Origin of the sequence: Microcoleus sp. D2_18a_D3, assembly GCF_036702455.1 — a bacterium.
Taxonomy (GTDB): domain Bacteria; phylum Cyanobacteriota; class Cyanobacteriia; order Cyanobacteriales; family Microcoleaceae; genus Microcoleus.
In genome coordinates this window covers 1-19900 of record NZ_JAUBTK010000084.1, presented here as the reverse complement: position 1 = coordinate 19900, position 19900 = coordinate 1, and the positions used below count along the sequence as shown (strand labels likewise).

The 19900-nt window shown below is 45.3% G+C and carries 19 protein-coding genes; 2 read left to right on the top strand and 17 right to left on the bottom strand.

Going from position 1 to position 19900, the window contains the following annotated elements; genetic code table 11:
- Window positions 1–428 precede the first annotated feature (428 nt).
- From QUB06_RS27860 to QUB06_RS27780, 17 genes are all read right to left on the bottom strand, one after another.
- On the bottom strand, window positions 429–1070 hold the full coding sequence (locus tag QUB06_RS27860) for a M23 family metallopeptidase (protein ID WP_333438033.1): 642 nt from the start codon (window positions 1068–1070) through the stop codon (window positions 429–431).
- 350 nt (window positions 1071–1420) lie between these two features.
- Window positions 1421–2704: a nucleoside hydrolase gene (locus QUB06_RS27855; RefSeq protein ID WP_333438032.1), complete on the bottom strand. Its 1284-nt coding sequence runs from the start codon at window positions 2702–2704 to the stop codon at window positions 1421–1423.
- Window positions 2705–2728: 24 nt separating this feature from the next.
- Entirely contained in the window at window positions 2729–3400 is a 672-nt protein-coding gene (locus QUB06_RS27850; RefSeq protein WP_333438031.1) for a glutathione S-transferase, read from the bottom strand.
- A gap of 52 nt (window positions 3401–3452) precedes the next feature.
- On the bottom strand, window positions 3453–5018 hold the full coding sequence (locus QUB06_RS27845) for a pyruvate kinase (protein ID WP_333438030.1): 1566 nt from the start codon (window positions 5016–5018) through the stop codon (window positions 3453–3455).
- Entirely contained in the window at window positions 5011–5193 is a 183-nt protein-coding gene (locus QUB06_RS27840; protein WP_333438029.1) for a hypothetical protein, read from the bottom strand. Before QUB06_RS27840 ends, QUB06_RS27845 begins: the two co-directional genes overlap by 8 nt.
- Before the next feature lie 94 nt (window positions 5194–5287).
- Window positions 5288–8227 carry a cation-transporting P-type ATPase gene (locus QUB06_RS27835; RefSeq protein WP_333438028.1) on the bottom strand — a complete coding sequence of 980 codons (2940 nt, stop codon included), beginning with the start codon at window positions 8225–8227 and terminating at the stop codon, window positions 5288–5290.
- A gap of 408 nt (window positions 8228–8635) precedes the next feature.
- Window positions 8636–9544, bottom strand: coding sequence for a cation diffusion facilitator family transporter (locus tag QUB06_RS27830; protein WP_333438027.1), 909 nt, complete (start codon window positions 9542–9544; stop codon window positions 8636–8638).
- Between the two features lie 329 nt (window positions 9545–9873).
- Window positions 9874–10185, bottom strand: coding sequence for a chaperone modulator CbpM (locus QUB06_RS27825; RefSeq protein ID WP_333438026.1), 312 nt, complete (start codon window positions 10183–10185; stop codon window positions 9874–9876).
- Window positions 10182–11150: a DnaJ C-terminal domain-containing protein gene (locus QUB06_RS27820; protein ID WP_333438025.1), complete on the bottom strand. Its 969-nt coding sequence runs from the start codon at window positions 11148–11150 to the stop codon at window positions 10182–10184. The genes QUB06_RS27825 and QUB06_RS27820 overlap by 4 nt, the downstream gene beginning before the upstream one ends.
- Window positions 11151–11312: 162 nt before the next feature.
- The gene (locus QUB06_RS27815; protein ID WP_333438024.1) at window positions 11313–12107 is read right to left on the bottom strand and encodes an SDR family oxidoreductase; all 795 of its coding nucleotides are present in this window, start codon (window positions 12105–12107) and stop codon (window positions 11313–11315) included.
- Window positions 12108–12193: 86 nt separating this feature from the next.
- The gene (locus tag QUB06_RS27810; RefSeq protein WP_333438023.1) at window positions 12194–13198 is read right to left on the bottom strand and encodes an NADP-dependent oxidoreductase; all 1005 of its coding nucleotides are present in this window, start codon (window positions 13196–13198) and stop codon (window positions 12194–12196) included.
- Window positions 13199–13454: 256 nt separating this feature from the next.
- Window positions 13455–13808 carry a DUF5335 family protein gene (locus QUB06_RS27805; RefSeq protein ID WP_333438022.1) on the bottom strand — a complete coding sequence of 118 codons (354 nt, stop codon included), beginning with the start codon at window positions 13806–13808 and terminating at the stop codon, window positions 13455–13457.
- 94 nt (window positions 13809–13902) lie between these two features.
- The gene (locus tag QUB06_RS27800) at window positions 13903–14442 is read right to left on the bottom strand and encodes a general stress protein (protein WP_333438021.1); all 540 of its coding nucleotides are present in this window, start codon (window positions 14440–14442) and stop codon (window positions 13903–13905) included.
- Between the two features lie 120 nt (window positions 14443–14562).
- Window positions 14563–14967, bottom strand: coding sequence for a pyridoxamine 5'-phosphate oxidase family protein (locus QUB06_RS27795; protein ID WP_333438044.1), 405 nt, complete (start codon window positions 14965–14967; stop codon window positions 14563–14565).
- 63 nt (window positions 14968–15030) lie between these two features.
- Window positions 15031–15777 carry an alternative oxidase gene (locus QUB06_RS27790; protein ID WP_333438020.1) on the bottom strand — a complete coding sequence of 249 codons (747 nt, stop codon included), beginning with the start codon at window positions 15775–15777 and terminating at the stop codon, window positions 15031–15033.
- Window positions 15778–15811: 34 nt separating this feature from the next.
- Entirely contained in the window at window positions 15812–16162 is a 351-nt protein-coding gene (locus QUB06_RS27785) for a cupin domain-containing protein (RefSeq protein ID WP_333438019.1), read from the bottom strand.
- A 251-nt stretch (window positions 16163–16413) separates the two neighbouring features.
- A complete protein-coding gene (locus QUB06_RS27780; protein ID WP_333438018.1) occupies window positions 16414–18543 on the bottom strand; it encodes a response regulator in 2130 nt (709 codons plus the stop codon).
- Window positions 18544–18811: 268 nt separating this feature from the next.
- Between QUB06_RS27780 and QUB06_RS27775 the strand changes: the two genes are divergently transcribed.
- Window positions 18812–19171, top strand: a complete 360-nt coding sequence (locus tag QUB06_RS27775; protein ID WP_333438017.1) for a four-helix bundle copper-binding protein — start codon at window positions 18812–18814, stop codon at window positions 19169–19171.
- 99 nt (window positions 19172–19270) lie between these two features.
- On the top strand, window positions 19271–19477 hold the full coding sequence (locus tag QUB06_RS27770; RefSeq protein ID WP_333438016.1) for a hypothetical protein: 207 nt from the start codon (window positions 19271–19273) through the stop codon (window positions 19475–19477).
- Window positions 19478–19900 lie beyond the last annotated feature (423 nt).

Sequence of the window (19900 nt, the reverse complement as noted above, 5' to 3'; positions counted from 1 at the left end):
TTTATTTCGATAAATCATAATTCGCCATATAATGAACATGATTAAGATCGCTACTTCTGCTAGGCGGCGGTGGGTCATAGACAAACTGAGACTAAAGGAAGCCAGCATAAGTGTTATGAATCGCCACGTTCGCATAAATGTCATTTTGCTCTGCCCTAAAGCATATATATCTCTCTGCAAGTTATGCTAGAACAATAATGAAATGCGGCGTAACTATCGGAGGGCCTAACTAAATTAGCTGATAGGTTTGATATTTCTAACTAGCAACCTCATAGATACTCCAACTTTATAGAACCCATGTCACATCTTAGGGAGAGGCTGCAAGCCTCTTCTACGTTTGCCGAATTTTTGGTAACTTAATAATGAAGAGGATGAAGTTTAAATTAGGGGAGTAGGTTGAAGCAAATTAAATAAGTTAAAGCATCGCTTTACTTTGAAATAAGCAAACTGTTTCTAACCAAAAACTTGCCGTCGAATGTGATTGGCACTCCTTCTCCATCTAAAATCGAATTTCCTGTGTTTGCTTTTCGGGCATGGATATGGAGATGTGGTTCGCCGGTGTTTCCTGAATTGCCAATTTTAGCGATCGCATCTCCTGATTTGACTAACGATCCGACTTGGCTAGTGATGCTACCTTTCAGAAGATGAGCCATTAAGATATCAGCACCCTTACATTTCAGTAGAATGTAATTTCCATTGAGATTTTTTCGGTCGCTTTCCCCCGGAACGAGATTAGGCAAATCGTTGACTAGATTGGCGATCGTCCCATCGCAAGGGCTGTAGAGAGTCTCTCCAAAAATGGCATAATCGGTTAGCGATCGTGGGTAAAGCCCATTTGCTCTAGTTCCCAGAACATTTAGTTTCATGATGTCCAAGGCATATCGTTGTGTCGGATGAGTGTTGTGATAATTGATAATGGGGCTATTTCCTCCATGTGCAACATAATATACGCCGTTCTTTAATGGAAAAGACAGATCGATCGGTGTGCCAGTAAAAAAATAACCCTTTAGACTAGCTATAAATAGCATCACAACAAAAGCGCTGATTCCTAACTCCAGATAATTTTTCAACGTTTTTGGAGGGTAAAGTGGTAAAGAGTTGACTTTGATAAAAGACTTATATGCTGCTATGACAAATACGATTGGCAATAGAAACCTGAAGTAATAACTCAACCATTCCCACCGCCCATTGAGAAAGATAAAAAGACTATAGAGTAAGACCATTAAAAGATTAATCAGCCAATTGAATTTACTCTCAAATTGTGCCGGCCAAAGCCAAATCAGGAAGCCGACGGGAATGACCAAATGAGTGACAATCAATAGTGAAATATTCAAAAGCATAATACAAATTTTTGTTAAACTATTTTTTTGACAGTTAGGAGCAATTTAGGGATGGCGAGCGCTTTGATAAAGTAGTCCACTCAAACATCATTACTAACTGTTCTATGAGTTATCAACCGCTCAATCAAACGGTCTTTAAATCGTCGATCGACATCGGAGCAGTAATATACTTGTGACCCTTTAATATCCTGTCCCACTTCTAGATCGTGACCGACACCCAACGGTTCGAGAAATATACTAAAACCAATGCGGGCGGGTAAAATCTCACAGCCAAACAAGTCAGGCATGGTGACGTAGCCAACTGCCAGCGCATCAAAGGGATAGAATCCCTGTTTGTGCAGACGATCTTCCCAAAACGACATCCACGATTGACTTGCCTGACGCAACCAATGAGCGGCTTCATCACCAGATCCTAATTTGTCTAAATCCGATCGCGTAATCGTCACCTTTGTCGCCAGTTCAAACGGGGTTAATATCAACGGAATGCCAGAGTCCAAAACAATTTTGGCAGCAGGCGTATCTTTACGAATGTTAAAATCGCGGAAATGAAACCACCATTGCTCTCCAGGATGGAACAAATTACCTGGTCGTTTTCCTGCCACCATCACAATGCGCTCCACATTTCTTACCACATCAGGATGATTGATAATGACCGTTGCGATGTTTGTAAGTGGCCCCTGAGCGATTATTGTCAGTTTTTCCTGGCGTAATAAGGAGGCGATCGCCTCTGATGCCTGCGTCGATTTCCACTCTGGACTTCCTCGATCGTGGCTACCCTCATAAATAGGCGTTCGAGCCGCGCCTCCCAAATGCCCGATCACTTGACGCGCAACTTGAAGAGCAGTTTTGCCTTTGGTATTGCCAAAAGTTGTGCTGATGCCCCGAATATTGAGTTCTGGCGATCGGAGTGCCATCATCAATGCCCAACAATCATCCACATCATTAGTTGCGCTTTGACCGCAGGCTGGATCGGTATCAATCCAAATTGGAAGTTTAGACGCATTTGACCGAGGCTTGAATTCCTCTAGTGAATGCTTTGTTGTATTTATAGGATAATTCAGGGTATAGATTTGATTAACGCTAGTTACAACAAAAAAGATTAGAAAGAGATTGGATAATAATCCGGCGATCGCATATTTGAGATAATCTTTGTTTCTGTAGCGTTGGTAAGAGCGAAAAGCTTGAGCGGTGTAATAACTGCCGATCGCTACTAACACAGTGAATACTACCAATCCCACAGACTGAACTTCTGATCTAATATCCTGATTGGAATAACTCAATCCCAAACCCAGGAGAAACGTTAGCCCAAATCTGATCGACGGAACTTGCCAACTCAAAAGACATCTACGCCGGATATTATTCATGGTATGAATGTCATTTTGTTTTGCTCAACTCAAAAGCTCGTATGTACCCCCACGCTCCAGTGCTTGTTGGTATGCCGGACGTGTGTGGATGCGATTCAAGAAAGCCATGAGCTTTGGACGGCGATCGTTCAGTCCAGCCCGTGCCACTGCGGCCTCCAGTGGGAAGCTGATTTGGATATCGGCTGCGGTAAATTCGTTACCCGCGAACCAGGTACTTTTTCCAAGCTCTGCCTCCATATAATCCAGGTTTTGTGCAATATACGGTTCAATAAAGGAGCTTTTGACGCGACTCACGATCAATCGGGCGATCGGACGCACGAAAAAGGGCATTGAACTCTTCTCAATTTCGTCGAAGATGAGTTTCATTACTAGCGGTGGCATCGCAGAACCTTCTGCATAATGCAACCAGTAGGTGTAGCGCAGATGTTCTGGCGTGCCTGGAGCAGGAACCAGTCGTCCGTTGCCATAGCGATCGACTAGATACTCGATAATGGCACCAGATTCAGCTAAGGTCAGTTCGCCATCAGTAATCACCGGCGATTTGCCTAGCGGATGTACCTCACGCAGCGATGCTGGTGCCAACATGGTTTGCGGGTCACGCTTGTAACGCTTGATTTCGTATGGAAGTCCAAGTTCCTCTAGCAGCCAGAGAACACGTTGGGAGCGAGAGTTGTTTAAGTGGTGGACAACGATCATTAGATTACGCTCCTAGTAGGCGTTGTTGTATGAAAAGGATTGGTTAAAAGAATTACCACGAATGGAGCGCCCGCAACTGTGGCGTTTTTTTCAATTGATGGGCTTCCATGCGTGTTAGAACATTATCCAGAATGGCGATCGCTTCGGCAATAAACGGCCCTTTGTTTAACATCACACACTCAGCGCGTTCAGCCATTGCTGCATCGGTCATCTCTCCCCGCGAAGGTGTGCCATTTTTGACCAAACTCTCTAGCACTTGAGTTGCCCAAATAACAGGAACATGAGCCGCTTCGCAAAGCCAGAGAATTTCTTCTTGGATCTCTGTTAAACGCTGGTATCCAATTTCAATGGCTAAGTCGCCTCTGGCAATCATCACACCAAATGATTGCTTACCTGCTGCATAGATGATTAATTCTGGCAGATTGCAAACTGCGATCGCGGTTTCAATCTTTGCTACGATCGCAGGTCGGGACTGACGTTCACCAAAGCGCTTGTCCAATTCTTGTTGAAGTAACTCAATATCAGCAGGTCGTTGCACAAAAGAGTAGCCAATAATATCTGCGTGAGTGGCGACAAAATCTAGGTCGGATAAATCTTTTTTAGTCAGTGGACTAAGAGGTAACACTGTGTTTGGGAAATTCAACCCCTTTTCAGGTTGGAGTTTGACTCCTTTGGGGCTGGCATTAGTCACTTCTAGTAAAAGTCCCGGTTGTCCATTTGATACTGGGTATTGGGTGTCAACCACGCGAGTTTGAATCTTGCCATCGTCGATATATACAAGGGTGTCAACTACTAATAAATCTAGAATTTCGGGAACTGTACAGCAAGTTTGGAAATAGTTTACAGGTGATGGGATTGTTTCATCTGACACCACTTCACTTCCGAGTGCAGGCACACACCGCGACAACAGGATACGATCCCCTCGAAATACCCGTTTTTTATCAAGTGGTGCAAGTACCTGTCCCGTGCGGATTTTGAGACCAGCTAAGTCCATCATCACTTTACAAGGCGTTCCTGTTTCCTGTTCCGCTCGACGGATATGGTCGATCGTGTTTTCCCAAGATGCGGTCGTATCGTGGGCACAGTTAATTCTCAGGCAGTTTGCCCCTCGTTGAATAATTTCTCGCACCATCTCATAGTCAGTAGCGGCCTCGGTGGGTAGCGTCACCATAATCCTGACCCGACGCTGGGGCGGGGACTGACCAAACAATTCTTCCGTGTGCTTTTGTAATAAACGATCGCCCTCAAAAAATGACTCAATCGGTGGGCGGTTGAGATGCTCGGCAGAGTCTTGGCCGCAAATGACTTTCAGGGTGGCAATGATCGCATCAAGATTGGGCATTACTCGTGCTTCAATCCGTCCTAATGAGGATAAGCCCCAAGGCATTAGTGCGGCTTGGAGGTGGCGTAGATCGTGCCGACGTAATGCCATATACTCAGCTAAATTCAAGGCACTAGGAAGAAACTCAGAACGCTGAATGTGCGATCGCCACTGGTTAAAGGTGGCTTTTCCTTCGCTTTCAACGGTCTGGCGAAGTTCTTGCAGAGTCGATAGCAAACCCTGTGGACTTGATAGATTCAGCGGTTCAACACTAAGTTCTGAAGTTGGGCTAATCATATATCAAAGTGTGGGATTGATAAAACATCTGCCCTGGATATTCTTCGATTTGCGTCACAGTAGCAAAAGCAGGTAAGGGAATACAGACAAGCAGTAAAACGCAGATCCAAGCAGCCAGTAGCCAGCGCATCGGGCGAATTTTAGAGCAGTTAAAGTTAAAGTAGATAAAGTTCATCACAAAAGTCCTCAAAAAGTTAAAATGTCTTGCAATTCCAGAGTCAAAATTTTGGGATTTTAATCCTATTTTTTTTGCTACATTAGCTCTAGTTCTAAAAAGCTCTTTTAACATTGCCTGGTCGCTGATTACGAAGTAATAGCTTGCGAAGTTCTTCTGCACCAATCAAAATGGGCGGACAGGCTAACAAAATCAACCAATGCCAATTGGCTAGTGAAGCTGTTCCAAATACTTGTCTGAAGGGTGGGAAGTCGATGAATGCGAATAGGGCAACACATTCAACAGTTATTCCTAACCAGAGCAAACTATTATTTGATAACGACTGACGGAATACCGAACCCCAATCAGAGCGACAGGCGAATAAATTACCTATTTGACAAGCTACGATCGCAGCTAAAGTCATCGTTGTCGCTTGGCGATAGATTGCCGTCACCGTAGGATCTGCAGTATGAGAGAGGATTGCAGGAGTGACTTGTTGCAAGTCTGCCAACGAATAGCCATAGCTCCACCAAACCATCAAAAAGCCCAACATTGAGAGCATCGCTTCGATCGCACCCAAAAAGAGATAGGCGCGTAATATTAAAGGAACGTTGAGTAAAAACTCCTCCTTTGGACGGGGTGGACGATCCATAATCCCAGCTTCGGGAATTTCTGCACCCAAAGCTAGGGCTGGAACCATATCCGTGCCTAAATCTACGGCAAGAATCTGCAAAATCGTCAGCGCGGGTGGAATCTTGAAAGCAACCATGCCTAAAAATGGCACGACTTCTGGCACATTCGAGGCGAGGATATAGGTCATGAACTTGCGGATATTTTGATAAATCGCCCTTCCTTGCTCGATCGCTATCACAATCGTGGCAAAGTTATCATCCGTCAGCACAATATCTGCCGCTTCTCGTGCCACATCCGTACCGTTTTGTCCCATCGCAATGCCGATATTGGCGGCGCGTAAGGCGGGGGCATCATTCACTCCATCACCTGTAACTGCCACAATTTCGCCGATGTCTTTGTAAGCTTGCACTAATCGCAATTTGTGTTCAGGTGACATCCGGGCAAACACTAAACCAAAGCGATATTTCACCACTTGCTTGAGTTGTGCGTCAGAGAGATGTCCCATACCTTCACCCGTGACTACACGCACTTTGTCGCTAACTAAACCAATTTGACGCGCGATCGCTTCAGCAGTAAGTCCATAATCACCCGTTACCATAGTTACTTTGATTCCTGCTTGATGACATTGAGCGATCGCTTTCGATACTTCGGGACGCGGCGGATCAAACATCGCAACTAGACCTATGAAGATCAAATCTTGCTCTAAATCCTGAGCTTTTAGATCGAGCAATTCCTGCCCACCCTGACGCGCTGCTAGCCCTAACACTCGAAATCCTTGTCTGGCTAAATTGTCATTGGCCTTGACCACTTCATCCCAATAATCGTGAGTCAATTCCTGCGATTTACCATCGCACAAAATCAAATGGCAATGTTTCAGAACTTCTAAGGGTGCGCCTTTGGTAAAAGCCAGATTGGGAAATTCACTTGACCAGAGTTCTGAGGATTGCCAATTCAAAACTACTGTCATCATCAAGCGGCGAGAATCAAAGGGAATTTCGCGTAAGCGCGGTAACTGCTTTTGGAGATTCTCTAAATTCAATTCTGCTTTTGCCGCCGCTACTAACAAAGCCGCTTCGGTCGGATCGCCGATTTCTTGCCAACGATTAGGCGCATTGAGATGCACCAATCGAGCATTAGAACAAAGTGCCGAACCAATCAGTAAAACCTTAGCTTTCCAAGCAATTTCGGAATCAGAGGGAATATTAACTTTGCCATTAGTGGGATCGTAACCAGCACCAGTAATTTCAATTAGCTTGTTAGTTAAGACATCATTAGGAATATCGCGATTGGGCTCAGATTGCTCTGGTTCTGTCGGTAGCCAGAGATAGCGCACCGTCATTTCATTTTTGGTCAAAGTACCCGTCTTGTCTGTGCAAATCACTGTAGTCGCGCTTAGGGTTTCCACTGCCGAAAGCCGCCTTACCAGGGCATTACGCCGCGCCATCCGTTTGACACCAAGGGCAAGAGCTAATGTTACTGTTGGTAGTAACCCTTCAGGGACATTCGCCACGATAATCCCGATCGCAAAAATAAAGCTCTCAGTAATATCCATGCCAATCAACAAGTAGCTAAGCGCGAATACAGTCACGCCCATACCCAGCGCGATCGCTGTAATAATCCGTACAATCCGAGCAACTTGAATTTCTAAGGTACTGGGTTCGCGTTTTACTACTGTAGTTAAATGCGCCACCTGTCCAAATTCAGTTTGTGCGCCCGTCGCATAAACCACCGCCACTGCTCGACCTGCTGCTACCGTCGAACCTGCTAACACCAGGTTGGCAATTTCCGAGGGATTTACCTTTTCTTGCAAAGGCTGTTCCCCTTGGCGTAGCATGGTTTTGCCACCACGTACCGAAACGGCCTCCCGCAGAGGTACAGGGTAAGGACTTCGCGCCACAGGCAACGATTCTCCTGTCATTACTGATACATCAAGATATAAACTTTCGGCTGAAATTAAACGGGCATCTGCGGAAATGCGATCGCCTTCTTCCAATTGCATCACATCACCGCGCACCAATTCTCTAGCGGGAATTTGCTTTAATTCTCCATCGCGATACACTTTCACCTGCATCGGTAAGACTTTTTTTAAAGCAGATAAAGCTTTCTCAGCTTGAAACTCTTGCCAAAAGCTAAAAATAGCATTAATCCAGATTACCGCCCAAACTGCCCAGCCTAGTTCCGGTGTACGCGAAATAAATGCCAGAATCCCTGCCACCCACAACAACAAAGCCATAAAGTGAGTCAGTTGATCGGCAAATCTTAGCCACAATGGACGATGGGTAGGTTCTGGTAATTCATTTGCGCCAAATTTCTCTAATCGCTCTTGCGCTTCATTCTGCGATAATCCATTGGCAGCAGTGCCTAGAGATTCATAGACTTCTTCAAATGATAATGTCCATAATGGTTGGTGTAATGATGCCATACCCGATCTCCTCCTGTTTTATAACTGAAGCTGGTTAGCTTTTCCGCACGCAAATTGTGTTTATTAAACTCAGGACTTATTATGGGTCTAGAAACCGTTTTTTTGCGAAAATACTTCGTTATAGTAGCGGATATTTGGTAAAAATACGATTTTTTTAGCCCGAGCTTCTAAATCCTGAAACTCACATTAATTTACAAAAGCAGAGCATTGAATATATAGCCAATGCTGATAATCCCAACGGTCATTAGCCCAACAAATACAGCTAAGAGTTGAGGTTTCAAAACTTTAGTCCAGATTCTCTAGACTTTTTTCTCAAAGTAAGTATGAGAAAAACTTCCGAGAGGGCAGTTTTGCTTCTTTGGTTCTTCTTTAGTAAGAATACATTGTGCCAATGATTTCGTCATGTATCTAAAGATGACTTTCTGGCTCTAGAGGACATGGATAATCTGGATTGCCTGTTTCGATTTGCAAGGTTGAGTGGTCAATCCCAAAATGAGTATGGAGTGCTTCGCAGGTGTCGGTGAGAAAGCGATCGCCTGTGTATCCTTCTGGTATAACTAAATGTGCGGTGAGAGCAGTTTCTGCCGTACTAATTGCCCATATATGTATGTCATGAACTTGCGTCACTCCTTGCAACTCCTGCAAGAAAGTACGGACAGCAATCGGCTCAATCTGTTTGGGAACTCCATCTAAGATTAGTTCCAGCGAATCCTTAAATAAATTCCAAGTACCAACCACAATTATCACCACGATCGCCAGACTAATAACTGGATCGAACCATAGCCAACCTGTTAGCAAAATTGCGATCCCAGCTAACACTACACCAACGGATACCAGTGCATCGGCTGCCATGTGTAAAAATGCGCCGCGAATATTCATATCTCCTTCTCGTCCCGACATAAACAAGAGAGCAGTTATGGTATTAATAACTACACCAATTCCTGCTACCAAAATCACAGTATCACCAGCGATGGGGCTTGGTTCTTGCAAGCGACGAATCGCTTCCCAAGTAATGCCACCCATTGTTAGCAGTAACAGAATCGCATTGAGTAAAGCTGCTAGAATTGAAGAGCGTCGCAGTCCATAGGTGTACTTACGACTGGGAGGACGCTGTACGAGATAACTTGCTGCCCAAGCTAACAGTAATCCCAAAACATCGCTGAGATTATGTCCAGCATCTGCTAGTAATGCTAGCGAATGAGTAATTACTCCAAACCAAGCTTCAACTAATACAAAGCTGACATTTAAACTCGTTCCAATCAAAAAGGCTCGATTGTATGTTTTAGGAGAATGGCTGTGTTCGTGAGGATGAACCATAGAATTAATCCCGACAATGAAAGATGATTATTTCTGTCTGACAAGCAAAGCGTTTGGCCAAACCTATTCCTCCCCAATTTAGTAAGAGTGGGGAAATTCCGTAGAAGACAATTATGCTAAGCAAAAGCAATTGCCAACGTATCGCAAGATTTCGCTTAATTGCAATCGAAGCAAGCGCTGATCCAACAAATAATAGTGTTAAAATCAAAAGAAAATAAATCATTTTCTCAATGTAATTTCAAAAGCTGCACCGACTGATCCCGACACTTTAGAGGATGTCTGAAAAGTCTCACGATCTAACGTCGGCTTTTCCGGTAGGTTTAGATACCTCATAACGTATTCGATGAATAAGACTGATGCACCTTAAGTTGTGCCCGTAATTGGGCTATTTCAGTTGCCATATCTAACACCATTGCGGCTCCGACTAAGTTCAAGCCCAAGTCTTGACGCAACCGCTGAATCTGAGCAATACGAGCAATCTCGCGGGAATGCAGCAGGTCGCCGATCGCGTCAATGATACCCAACTTGACATAAACCTCGACAACCGTAATGGAGGTCTCAGTGATCAATGCAGCATATTCAAAGGTATAGAGTTGCTCACCTTCGGGTGAAACCACAATTTTTGAAAGGCTAAAGCTCATAACTTAATTTCCTCTAACTGGGTACGGGGGTTAAAACTCGTATTTGCCTGGATTTTTTCGTAGCATTCTTGCTCGATCGCACTTAAGTCTTTTGGCGTGACAATTAGAAGTTTGGCGAGTAAGTCACCGCGTCCCCCTTTTTGCAATGTCCAGCCTTTGCCGCGCAGTCTGAGCGATTGTCCCGATCGCACTCCTTTAGGAACTTTCATCGTCACGCTACCATCGGGAGTTGGCACGCTGATTTCTGCCCCTAAAACGGCTTCATCGGGACGAATTGGAATCTCACAAACGAGGTCATCATCCTCGAATCGAAAGAAGGAATGCGGCAAAATCTCAATAGTTAGATACAAATCGCCGCGCTGTTGAGAAAATGGACTAGGACGACCTTTACCTTTGAGCCGAATTCGACTGCCGGGTTTTGCGCCTGCGGGAATGCGGACGTTGATGGTTTCATCGTCGAGTTGCAGCCGTTTCTGGACACCGTGAAACGCCTCTGAAAATGTGAGTGCGATCGCAGCTTCGCTATCCGGTGCGGGGGCTTGGGAGCGAAATCCGGCACTAAAATCATCACCACCGGTCGCAGTCTGATAGGTGTTGGTTCTACGTCCCGATCCGTTTCTCGATCGACCCAGCAAATCGTTGATAAATGAATCAAAGTCGCCGTACTGATCGAAGTCAATCGTCCCAGCATTAGTTCCTCTGGGTGGCGGCGCTTCATTGTAAGCAGGCTGGTTCCAGTGCTCACCAAATCGATCGTACTTCGGCCGTTTCTCTGGATCGGAAAGCACCTCATTTGCTTCATTGAGGTCTTTGAACTTTGCTTCTGCATCTTTATCCCCAGGATTGAGGTCAGGATGATACTTGCGGGCCAGTTTGCGGTAAGCCCGTTTGATTTCTTCAGGGGTTGCCGTTTTGCTCGTTCCCAGGATGGCATAATAGTCCTTAAAGTTCGTTGCAGTTGGCATCACTGACCTCTTAATTGGGGTTATTTCGCGGTGGGTAGTAAGATCGAATCCGGCGACATCGGAATGAATATATTTTTAATAATGCGATCGCGAACCGTACCAACGCTCGCGATTGGGAATTCATACTCCTGATTGTGAAAGCGAGCTACGAAGGCAGATTTATTAAACAATCGATCGCACCACTCCACCTTCGACTCGCAAGGCAGCACCATTAATTGCAGAGGCTAAAGGACTAGCAACAAATGCAACTAACGCCGCAACTTCCGACGTTGAAGCAAATCGCTGAATCAGTGAAGATGGACGAGTCTTGGTAAAAAACTCTTTCTCAACTTGTTCGGGTGAAATATTTTGATCCTTGGCGAGTCCCTCGATGAAAGTTTCCACTCCTTCGGAACGGGTTGGCCCTGGCAATACTGTATTTACCGTGACACGACTGCCTGCCGTTGTTTCAGCTAAACCACGACTCAACGCCACTTGTGCAGTCTTGGTAACGCCATAGTGAATCATTTCGGCGGGAATATTCAAGGCAGATTCACTAGAGATGAAAATAATTCGTCCCCAATCTTTTTTTAGCATCAAAGGTAAGTAATGACGGGAGATCCGAACACCGCTCATAACGTTTACTTCCAGAATGTTCATCCACTCCTCATCGGAGATATCTTCAAATGCTTTGGAGCCATAAATTCCTAAATTGTTGACCAAAATGTTGACTTCTTGCACCTGTTGAAACAACAATTCAACTCCTGCGGTTGTTCCCAAATCGGCAGCAATTCCCTGAAGTTTGGCATTGGGGACACTTTGCTGAATGCTTTTGAGGGCATCGTTTACGCGCTCTTGCGTTCTGCCATTGACAATGACAGTTGCTCCTTCTTGGGCAAGTGTCGTGGCGATCGCGAGTCCAATTCCGGCAGTTGAACCGCTGACTAATGCAATCCGATCTGATAGTTGAAGATCCATACTTTATTAAACCAAATAACGATAAGCGAGCGAGGGTTTCAACTTGCTCAAATAATGAAGCAAGTGCCGAATCAATTAGTCGTCACCTAATCCAATTTGACCACCATTTTACCCACATTTTTACCTTCAAAAAGACCGATGAACGCATCCACTGCTCGATCGATTCCTGCTACTACTGTTTCCTTATTCTTCAATTTTCCATCTTGGAAATAGCCGCCCACTTCTTGTTCAAATTCACTCTGACGATCGAGCCAATCTCTAACGATTAGCCCTTTCATCGTCAAGCGTTTGCCAATCATATTAAATAGATTGGAAGGGCCCGGCTGGGGCTTTTCATCGTTATAACCGGAGATGCTGCCACAAGCGATAATCCGGCCGTGCACCCGTAATGCCGAGAGCGCCGCTTCCAGCGTTTCGCCTCCTACATTATCGAAATAGACATCAATTCCGTCCGGTGCTGCCTGATTCAGTTGTTCGAGGACAGGGCCGGCCTTGTAATCGAAGGCGCTATCAAATCCGCATTCTTCCCGCAGAAACTTGATTTTTTCCATTGACCCAGCAGACCCGATGACATGGCATCCGCGCAATGAAGCCAGTTGTCCGGCGACATTTCCCACCGCGCCTGCTGCTCCCGAAACAAAAATAACATCGCCGGCTTTGACTTCTACCAAATTCAACCCAACCCAAGCAGTCATACCTGTCATGCCGAGGGCACCGAGGTAAACTGAGGGCGGTTGAATATCGCGGCTAACCTGATGCAAATCTTTTGGTGCAGCTATGAAGTATTCCCGCCAGCCATAGTTGGAAGTGACAACATCACCCGGCTTGAATTCCTGGGCACGCGACTCGATTACCTCGCCGACTGCGCCGCCTTCCAGTGCTTTGCCTAACTGGAAAGATGGAACATAGGATTTGCCCTCGTTCATGCGACCGCGCATATATGGATCGACTGACATATAGAGATTGCGAACGAACACTTGCCCATCTTGAAGTGGGTCTAGTTTGGTCTCGGCGATCGCAAAGTTATCTGCGGTGGGAATCCCCTTGGGGCGGGAGACTAGCCGAATCTCGCGGCTCACGATCTCTGTCATAATTTTCTCCTTATTTGGTAGATTTTCAGAACTAGATCGACTTAAGTTTTAGCGGTTGTTTTTAACATTTACTAAAGGCATGGAGGCCAAACATCACTCGCGCCAAATCCTAACGATTGACCATACTCATATCGGGGTAGAGAACTCAGTGGCAACCGCTCCTGATGAGATATGAATTCACTTCTGTGGGTTATTGAGTGTGGAGCCTAAAACATTGGCTGCTCAAATAAGCTCAACCCAGCATGATTCAACCCCATCAACTAGCTTGTAGCTTAATCAATGTTTGTGTCCCAGCAGCGTCACTAATCCGAACCGCCATCATCACGCCGTTTGAGTCCTGTCCAGTTAAAATTTCAGTTGGTGAATCGATCGTGTGAGCATAAGTCACCTCATCTTTACCCACTTCAATCACCAAATCATCCCCCTTGCCAGGGCGATCGTAAACCATTGCATGAAGAGGTGCGTCCTGAATCAGTTCTGCATCACCGAGTTCTGAATTGAGGATTTCGATGGAAATATGCCGTCCGCGATTACCATCTGAAAACTGATCGAAAAAATCACCCCATCGCTCGCTCGGCACAGATTTGTTGATGTCAATTTTATTTGTCATGTCATTATCATTCCTTGTGAAAAAATCTTAAAAACAAAAAGAGCAATACAATAGTTGCTAAGTTTCACTATTTTATTGCTGTTAATTCAAAGCGTTAAACAGCGATCGACATACTGATTTCATGGCTGATTCTGTCTAGTCTCTGCTTCAATTGACTGACATCCTCGTTAGTGCCTGTCACAAGGATCGTGAACTCCCCTGCTTGGATTTTAGTCTCGTACTTCAGTACCTCGTTCTTCGGGATTCCTAACCCTCCCAAGGCACCCGCTAGTCCTCCTACAGCAGCAGCACCAGCGCCACCAACAAGCGTTCCTTCCAACCAACCTGCCAACACTCCAGCAACGGGGCCAGCAATAATGAGCGGAGCCATTCCAGGAATAAACAGCACTCCAGCACCTGCTAAAATGCCAAATAAACCTCCGACGAAGCTACCCCAATAACCACCTTCTGCGGCTCCAGCTTTAGCTGTATCTTTCCAGGTTAGAAATCCGCGCACATTTTCAGTAGTCTGGTAGTCTTTGCCAATGATCGAGAGCTTTTCCATATCGAAGCCTTCTTTTTGCAACTCCAATACCACCCTTTCTGCTTCTGCATGGGATGGGAAAGAAGCAACAATCGTATGTGTATATGCCATGAGTTGGTTTCCTTGGTTGCAATTTGTACCGACTGTCAAGTGAACTTTAACAAAAGTTGCTCAATATAATCTCTACCTTTATGAATGTTTTAGTAAAACTTAATTGAGGTATATCTGTTCTTACCGACTGCTGACTCCATCAGTCGTGCGTCCACTGATTTCACTCTTGTGAACGCGGTAGATTGCAATCACCTCTGATCGTCCCCAAGCATCGATCCAGGTTCGATTGATCGCAGGCGAAAGTGTTGGATTCTGCGTTTTGACAAATTGCATCACCCGATCAATGTCTTGCTGCTCAGTGAGGCGTTCAGCGCGACCATTCACAACAACGCTGCGCGAGTGCACCAGATCGTGAACTTCTTCGATCTGTAAGCAAACTTTTGGATTTGCATCCATATACTGAGTCTTCATTCCCACCGTTGTGAAGATATATATTTGTGAGTCTTTGAGGTAATAGTGCATAGGCACAATATATGGATACCCTTCGCCTATGCAGCCGAGGTGTCCATATCCTACTTCTCGCAGCAGTTCGTTGATCTATTTTGTGCTCATCTCATCGATATCTAACATGGCCTTTCTCCTTGGCAATTACGCTATTTGAACGGGTTCTTTTTCTGCTTCCTGTATGATTTGCGCGGTTTGCAACTCAATCGCGGCTCTTACCGATTCGGGAAGTGCAGGACGATTCTCGGCGTGGGGGCTTTGGAATGTCTCTTTAGCTTCAGGTTGTTGGCACGCAATCATCGTCTTGACGTGCTCTAATTCATCTTCGCGAACGGCAACAAAGACATCGTAGAGATTCTCAATCTGAGGACGGCGAAAGGCTTCAGGATGCGTCGTCTGAAATTCATCAAACATATACAAGTCGCCATCCAGATAATAGTTAATTGCCACTTTTGGCGCAGGCATTTGTTTGAGTTCTTCACCGTGTTGTTTGAGAAATAGATCATAGGTGTGATAGGCGTGCTCTTCAACCTGCTGCATGAAGTTGTAAGCAGCAGAGGGGTTGAGCATATAGACCAAAACAATGATCCAGTAGTAAATCAATCCTCCGATCCGGGCAAGGTAGCGATCGTACCAGCGATCATTGCCACCGAGGGATTCGGCAATCAGCAGATGGTGCAGTTCATTCCAGGACTCGGAAAAATGTATCTTTAACCAGTCAGATTTACGCCACCAGCCCATTGTTTCATAGAGGTGTAAAACGGAGGTGAAAGCAAAATAGGGTACACGGGCAACAGTTTCCAGTACAAAAAATCGTGCAAAGACGCGATCGCGACCCTGATAAAAGGTATTTAACAAGGCTTCCAGAAAATTAACGAGCAGTCGAATCATGATAGTAGTTTCCTAATTTTTTGGAACGATAAGGTCAATGATTAGAGCCAGCAACCGGTTCAGAGAGCGTCAATAAAAAGGCCAGGTTTGTCACTGCTTTAAGCGCGTGACGTGCGTTGGCGGGTATAAAAGCAAAGACTCCAGATCCTAGAACAATCTCTTCATCTTCCAGCATCAACACGCCTTGTCCTTCAATCACATTCACAGTCGCATTGCGAGGATTAGTATGTTCTGCAATGGTCGATTCTGCCGCCAGAGACATCAGCGTATAGCGACAATTTTTATCTTCTAGCAGAAGCTTGCTCTTGGCTCCAGATTGAGGATACTCAATTACATCAGACCAATTAGTTTTGGTTGTTTTTGGTGACAGTATAGCTGTGCTCATGGAGTTGGCCTTTTATAGTAGGGAGATAGATGTAAACAGTGAAGACACTCATGGATGAGCTTTTCTATCAACTATGGAAAAACAATTTTTGAGACGGGCGCATGACCCAAGAAAATATAGGCAGCCGGTCTCAGCACACTTTCAGAATTGTATGCAACAGTCCTTGCATACCCAATTTGACTGTAATAAAACAATCTGAGGAACTTATGAGGAGTTAAGAAAAGTTTGAGTTTGAGAATGTTAATAATGAATTAAGCCTTCGTTTGTTTGAGAATAGCCCTACAGTCTTCCGTAGAAAAAATACAAGCACACCCAGCAACTTTAGACTGATGCAAGGCTTCGGATGCGGATTGATAAAGAGAATGCAAATCCGTTCCATCATCTGGATATTGAGCAATGCCAGCGCTAAATGTGATCCGAAATTGAGTTTGATCGGGAGCAACGAATTTTCTGTGGTGGAGCGTTGCTAATAATTGAGTGAGTCTTTGAATACCATCTGCCTTAATCATGCTAGATAAGGCAACCACAAATTCATCGCTCTCCCAGCGAGCAACGACTGCATTTTGCCTAAAAGTTTGCCGGAGCAATTGTCCCCACTGACGCATCACCATGTCGCCAGTATTGTACCCGTGACGATCGTTGATCTGTTTGAGATTGTCTAAGTCCAGAACTGCTAGACAGAGCGACTGATTCTGTTGATTTGCAAGTTGAAGGTATTTGTTTAAGTCTTGGGTTGACTTATTGCGGTTAGAGAGTTTGGTCAAATAATCTGTCTCAGCAGCATTCTGAAGGAGTTTGATCCGTTCTAGGCGATTGATGATGCGACTGACCAATTCTGGCCCTACGATCGGCTTGCTCACAAAGTCATCTGCACCCACTGAAAACATTTGATTGACGATCGCAGCATCGGTATGCGCCGTCAAAAAAATGATCGGCAAGCGCCCCCAGCGCGAATTGTTGCGGATAATTTTGCAAAGCTCAACGCCGCTCACAGCAGGCATTTTCACATCTAAAATTAGCAGATGCGGCGAGCAGGATTTCAACGTTTCCCAAAATTGTTGAGGATTGTTCAGCGTTGTTACGCTCAATCCCCAGGGTTCTAGGAACTCCTTTAAAGTTGCAAGAATCTGGGGATCAGCATCGACGACCATCACCCGTTGCTTTGCTGTCTTTGCTTGTTGTGCCGCTTGTGCGATCGCTTTCAGCACTTGAGCCGGGGGCAAGGGTTTGTGTAAAAAACTATGTCCGCCGAGTTGGGCAACTTCTAGGCGATCAGTTAATTGATCGTGACTGGTTAAAACTAAAACTGGCACAGAAGGAGTTTGATGACTGAGCTTTGCCAGCAGCCTTAAACTCTCTGTTGTGGGATGAGTAATATCGGGATCGAGTAGCACAACGGTAGGCGCATCCTGCTCAATTTTCGTTTCGGCTTCGGAAAGTGTCGTTGCGATCGCGCTCCGAAATCCCCAGTCCACCGCTTCATTCATCAACTGTTGGGCCAGTTGGCGATCGGGATCGACGATCAATAACAAAGGACGCTCATCCGCAAACAGAGACTCTTCCGGCTCGATTCGTTCTGTAGTTAAGTCGTTTGATGCGCGATCGATTTCTTGACGCTTGGATAAGGCGCTGAGGGTTTGTTGTTGAATCGGTTGAGTCGCTTCATTAGACGTGAGTTGAGCCGTCTTGGTTGAATCAGCGATCGCTTCCAAGGGTTTAAGCCGATAACCTAGTCCATAAACCGTTTCAATCAAATCTCTGGGAGCGCCGACCCCTCTAAATTTCTGCCGTAGCCCCTTAATATGAGTTCTCACGGCATCTTCGCTAGGAGTCTCTCCATAAGCCCAGATTTGATCCAAAATTACGCTGTAGGTAAAGACTTGACGACCATTCCGCAAAAAGAACTCTAGGATCGAAAACTCCTTGGGACTTAAGGATAGAATTTGCCCTGCATACGTGACTTCACGACTTGTCGGATCGAGCCGCAAACTACCCTTCTCCAGCACAGATTGAAAAGCCGTTCCTGGGCGACGCAGCAAGGCTCGAATTCGAGCAATCAATACCTCCTGATCGAGCGGTTTCACCATGTACCCATCGGCACCTGCATCTAGCCCGATCGCTTGATCGTGACCACTGCCTCGCCCTGTTACCACCAGAATTGGCATTTTATAGTCGTGGGCTCTGACTCTACGACAGAGACTTATTCCGTCTAAACGAGGGAGCGTAATATCTATCAGTAGTAAATCATAGTTATAAACAACAATCAGTTCCCAAGCTGCCTCACCATCGTTAGCAACTTCAACCACGTAATTTTGGTTGGAGAGCATATAAGTAAGTAGGTCGGCAATTGCCTCATCATCTTCTACCACCAAAATTTTCATCAGTCTAACTCCTTTACAGGCTGGTTGTGATGTCAGGTGGTCGTAATCCTCCAATAATAATGGGAAATAATGAAATCAGGATGAAATGAATTGCTCATCGCCAAAAATCTGGAAAAATCTTCCTAAAGACGTAAACCTTGAATCGCTCATAGGTTTCTCATAGTCTGAGCGTAGCTTCAAAGATATAAGAACTTAGTCATCCCCTAACCAAGGTGAAGGGCATAACAATCCGTTCTTCGTTGTGTTGATTCTTTAGGAGCTTAAAACCATGACTACTACTACTACTAAATCTCATCAATCTCTGCTAGAAACCTGCATTCAGAATTGCCTCGACTGTCTTCGTGAGTGTGAGCAATGCGGAACCGCTTGCTTAACCAGTGACATGGTGCAGATGATGGCTCAATGTATTAAGCTATGCCGCGATTGCGCTGATACCTGTACTCTCTGCGCTCGGTTCATGGCTCGTAATTCTGACCTGCACGCTCAAATGTGTGCGGTTTGTGTAGAAGCGTGCGATCGCTGTGCGACTGAGTGTGAGAAGCACGACCACGACCAGTGTAAGAAGTGTGCTAAAGCCTGCCGTCGTTGTGCTGAATCTTGCCGTCAGATGGCTAAAGCAACGGCATAAAACCATTTATTTAGCGCATTGGCTGTTGCATGAATGATCGCGTCTTGCTTTGCAGCAGCCAGTATTGAAACCTAGTTATTTTTCAAATCAGGTGGAGTTATGAATAAGAAGTTTTTGGTGTACAGCTTAGTCGGGCTACTCAGTAGTGGTGCTGTGACGGGGTTTGTTCTTGGTAACAGCAAACCGGCTCAGTCATTACCTGCACCAGAAAATCCTCAACAACCCAGATCGGTTCGAGTCGATCAGCATTTTATCGGGGGCGTTGCGGAATACAGGTATGAATGGAAGATTTCGGAATTGCTATAAGCCAAGTCGGGTGAGTTTTGTAACATCAAGCGAAAATTAGCCCATTAACCGTCCAATCAGGGATTGAACCCTACACGCCAGGGCAAAGAGAATGCGTTAGTTTGTATGAAAGGGTGTTCGTCCCAATTCTGCTCACGATCGCATGGATGCGCCTTCAATCTATCAACACTTCGGACAGTTTTTAGAACGATACTATAAGCTTTAGAGGGCAAGGATAATAAAAAAGTCGTATCCTGACCCAGCCTTAGCATTTCTAAGTCCTAGATGGGGAAATACCTATTCCTCTGCCTATTGGCACTTATGACAATTCATCCGTTCATGGAATGCTTAGAAGGTTGATCACCATTTTAGGACTTACGCATTGACAAAATAACCAAATAGTGCATTGATAAAGAGGGAACGTCTACTAACGGGTATCAGACA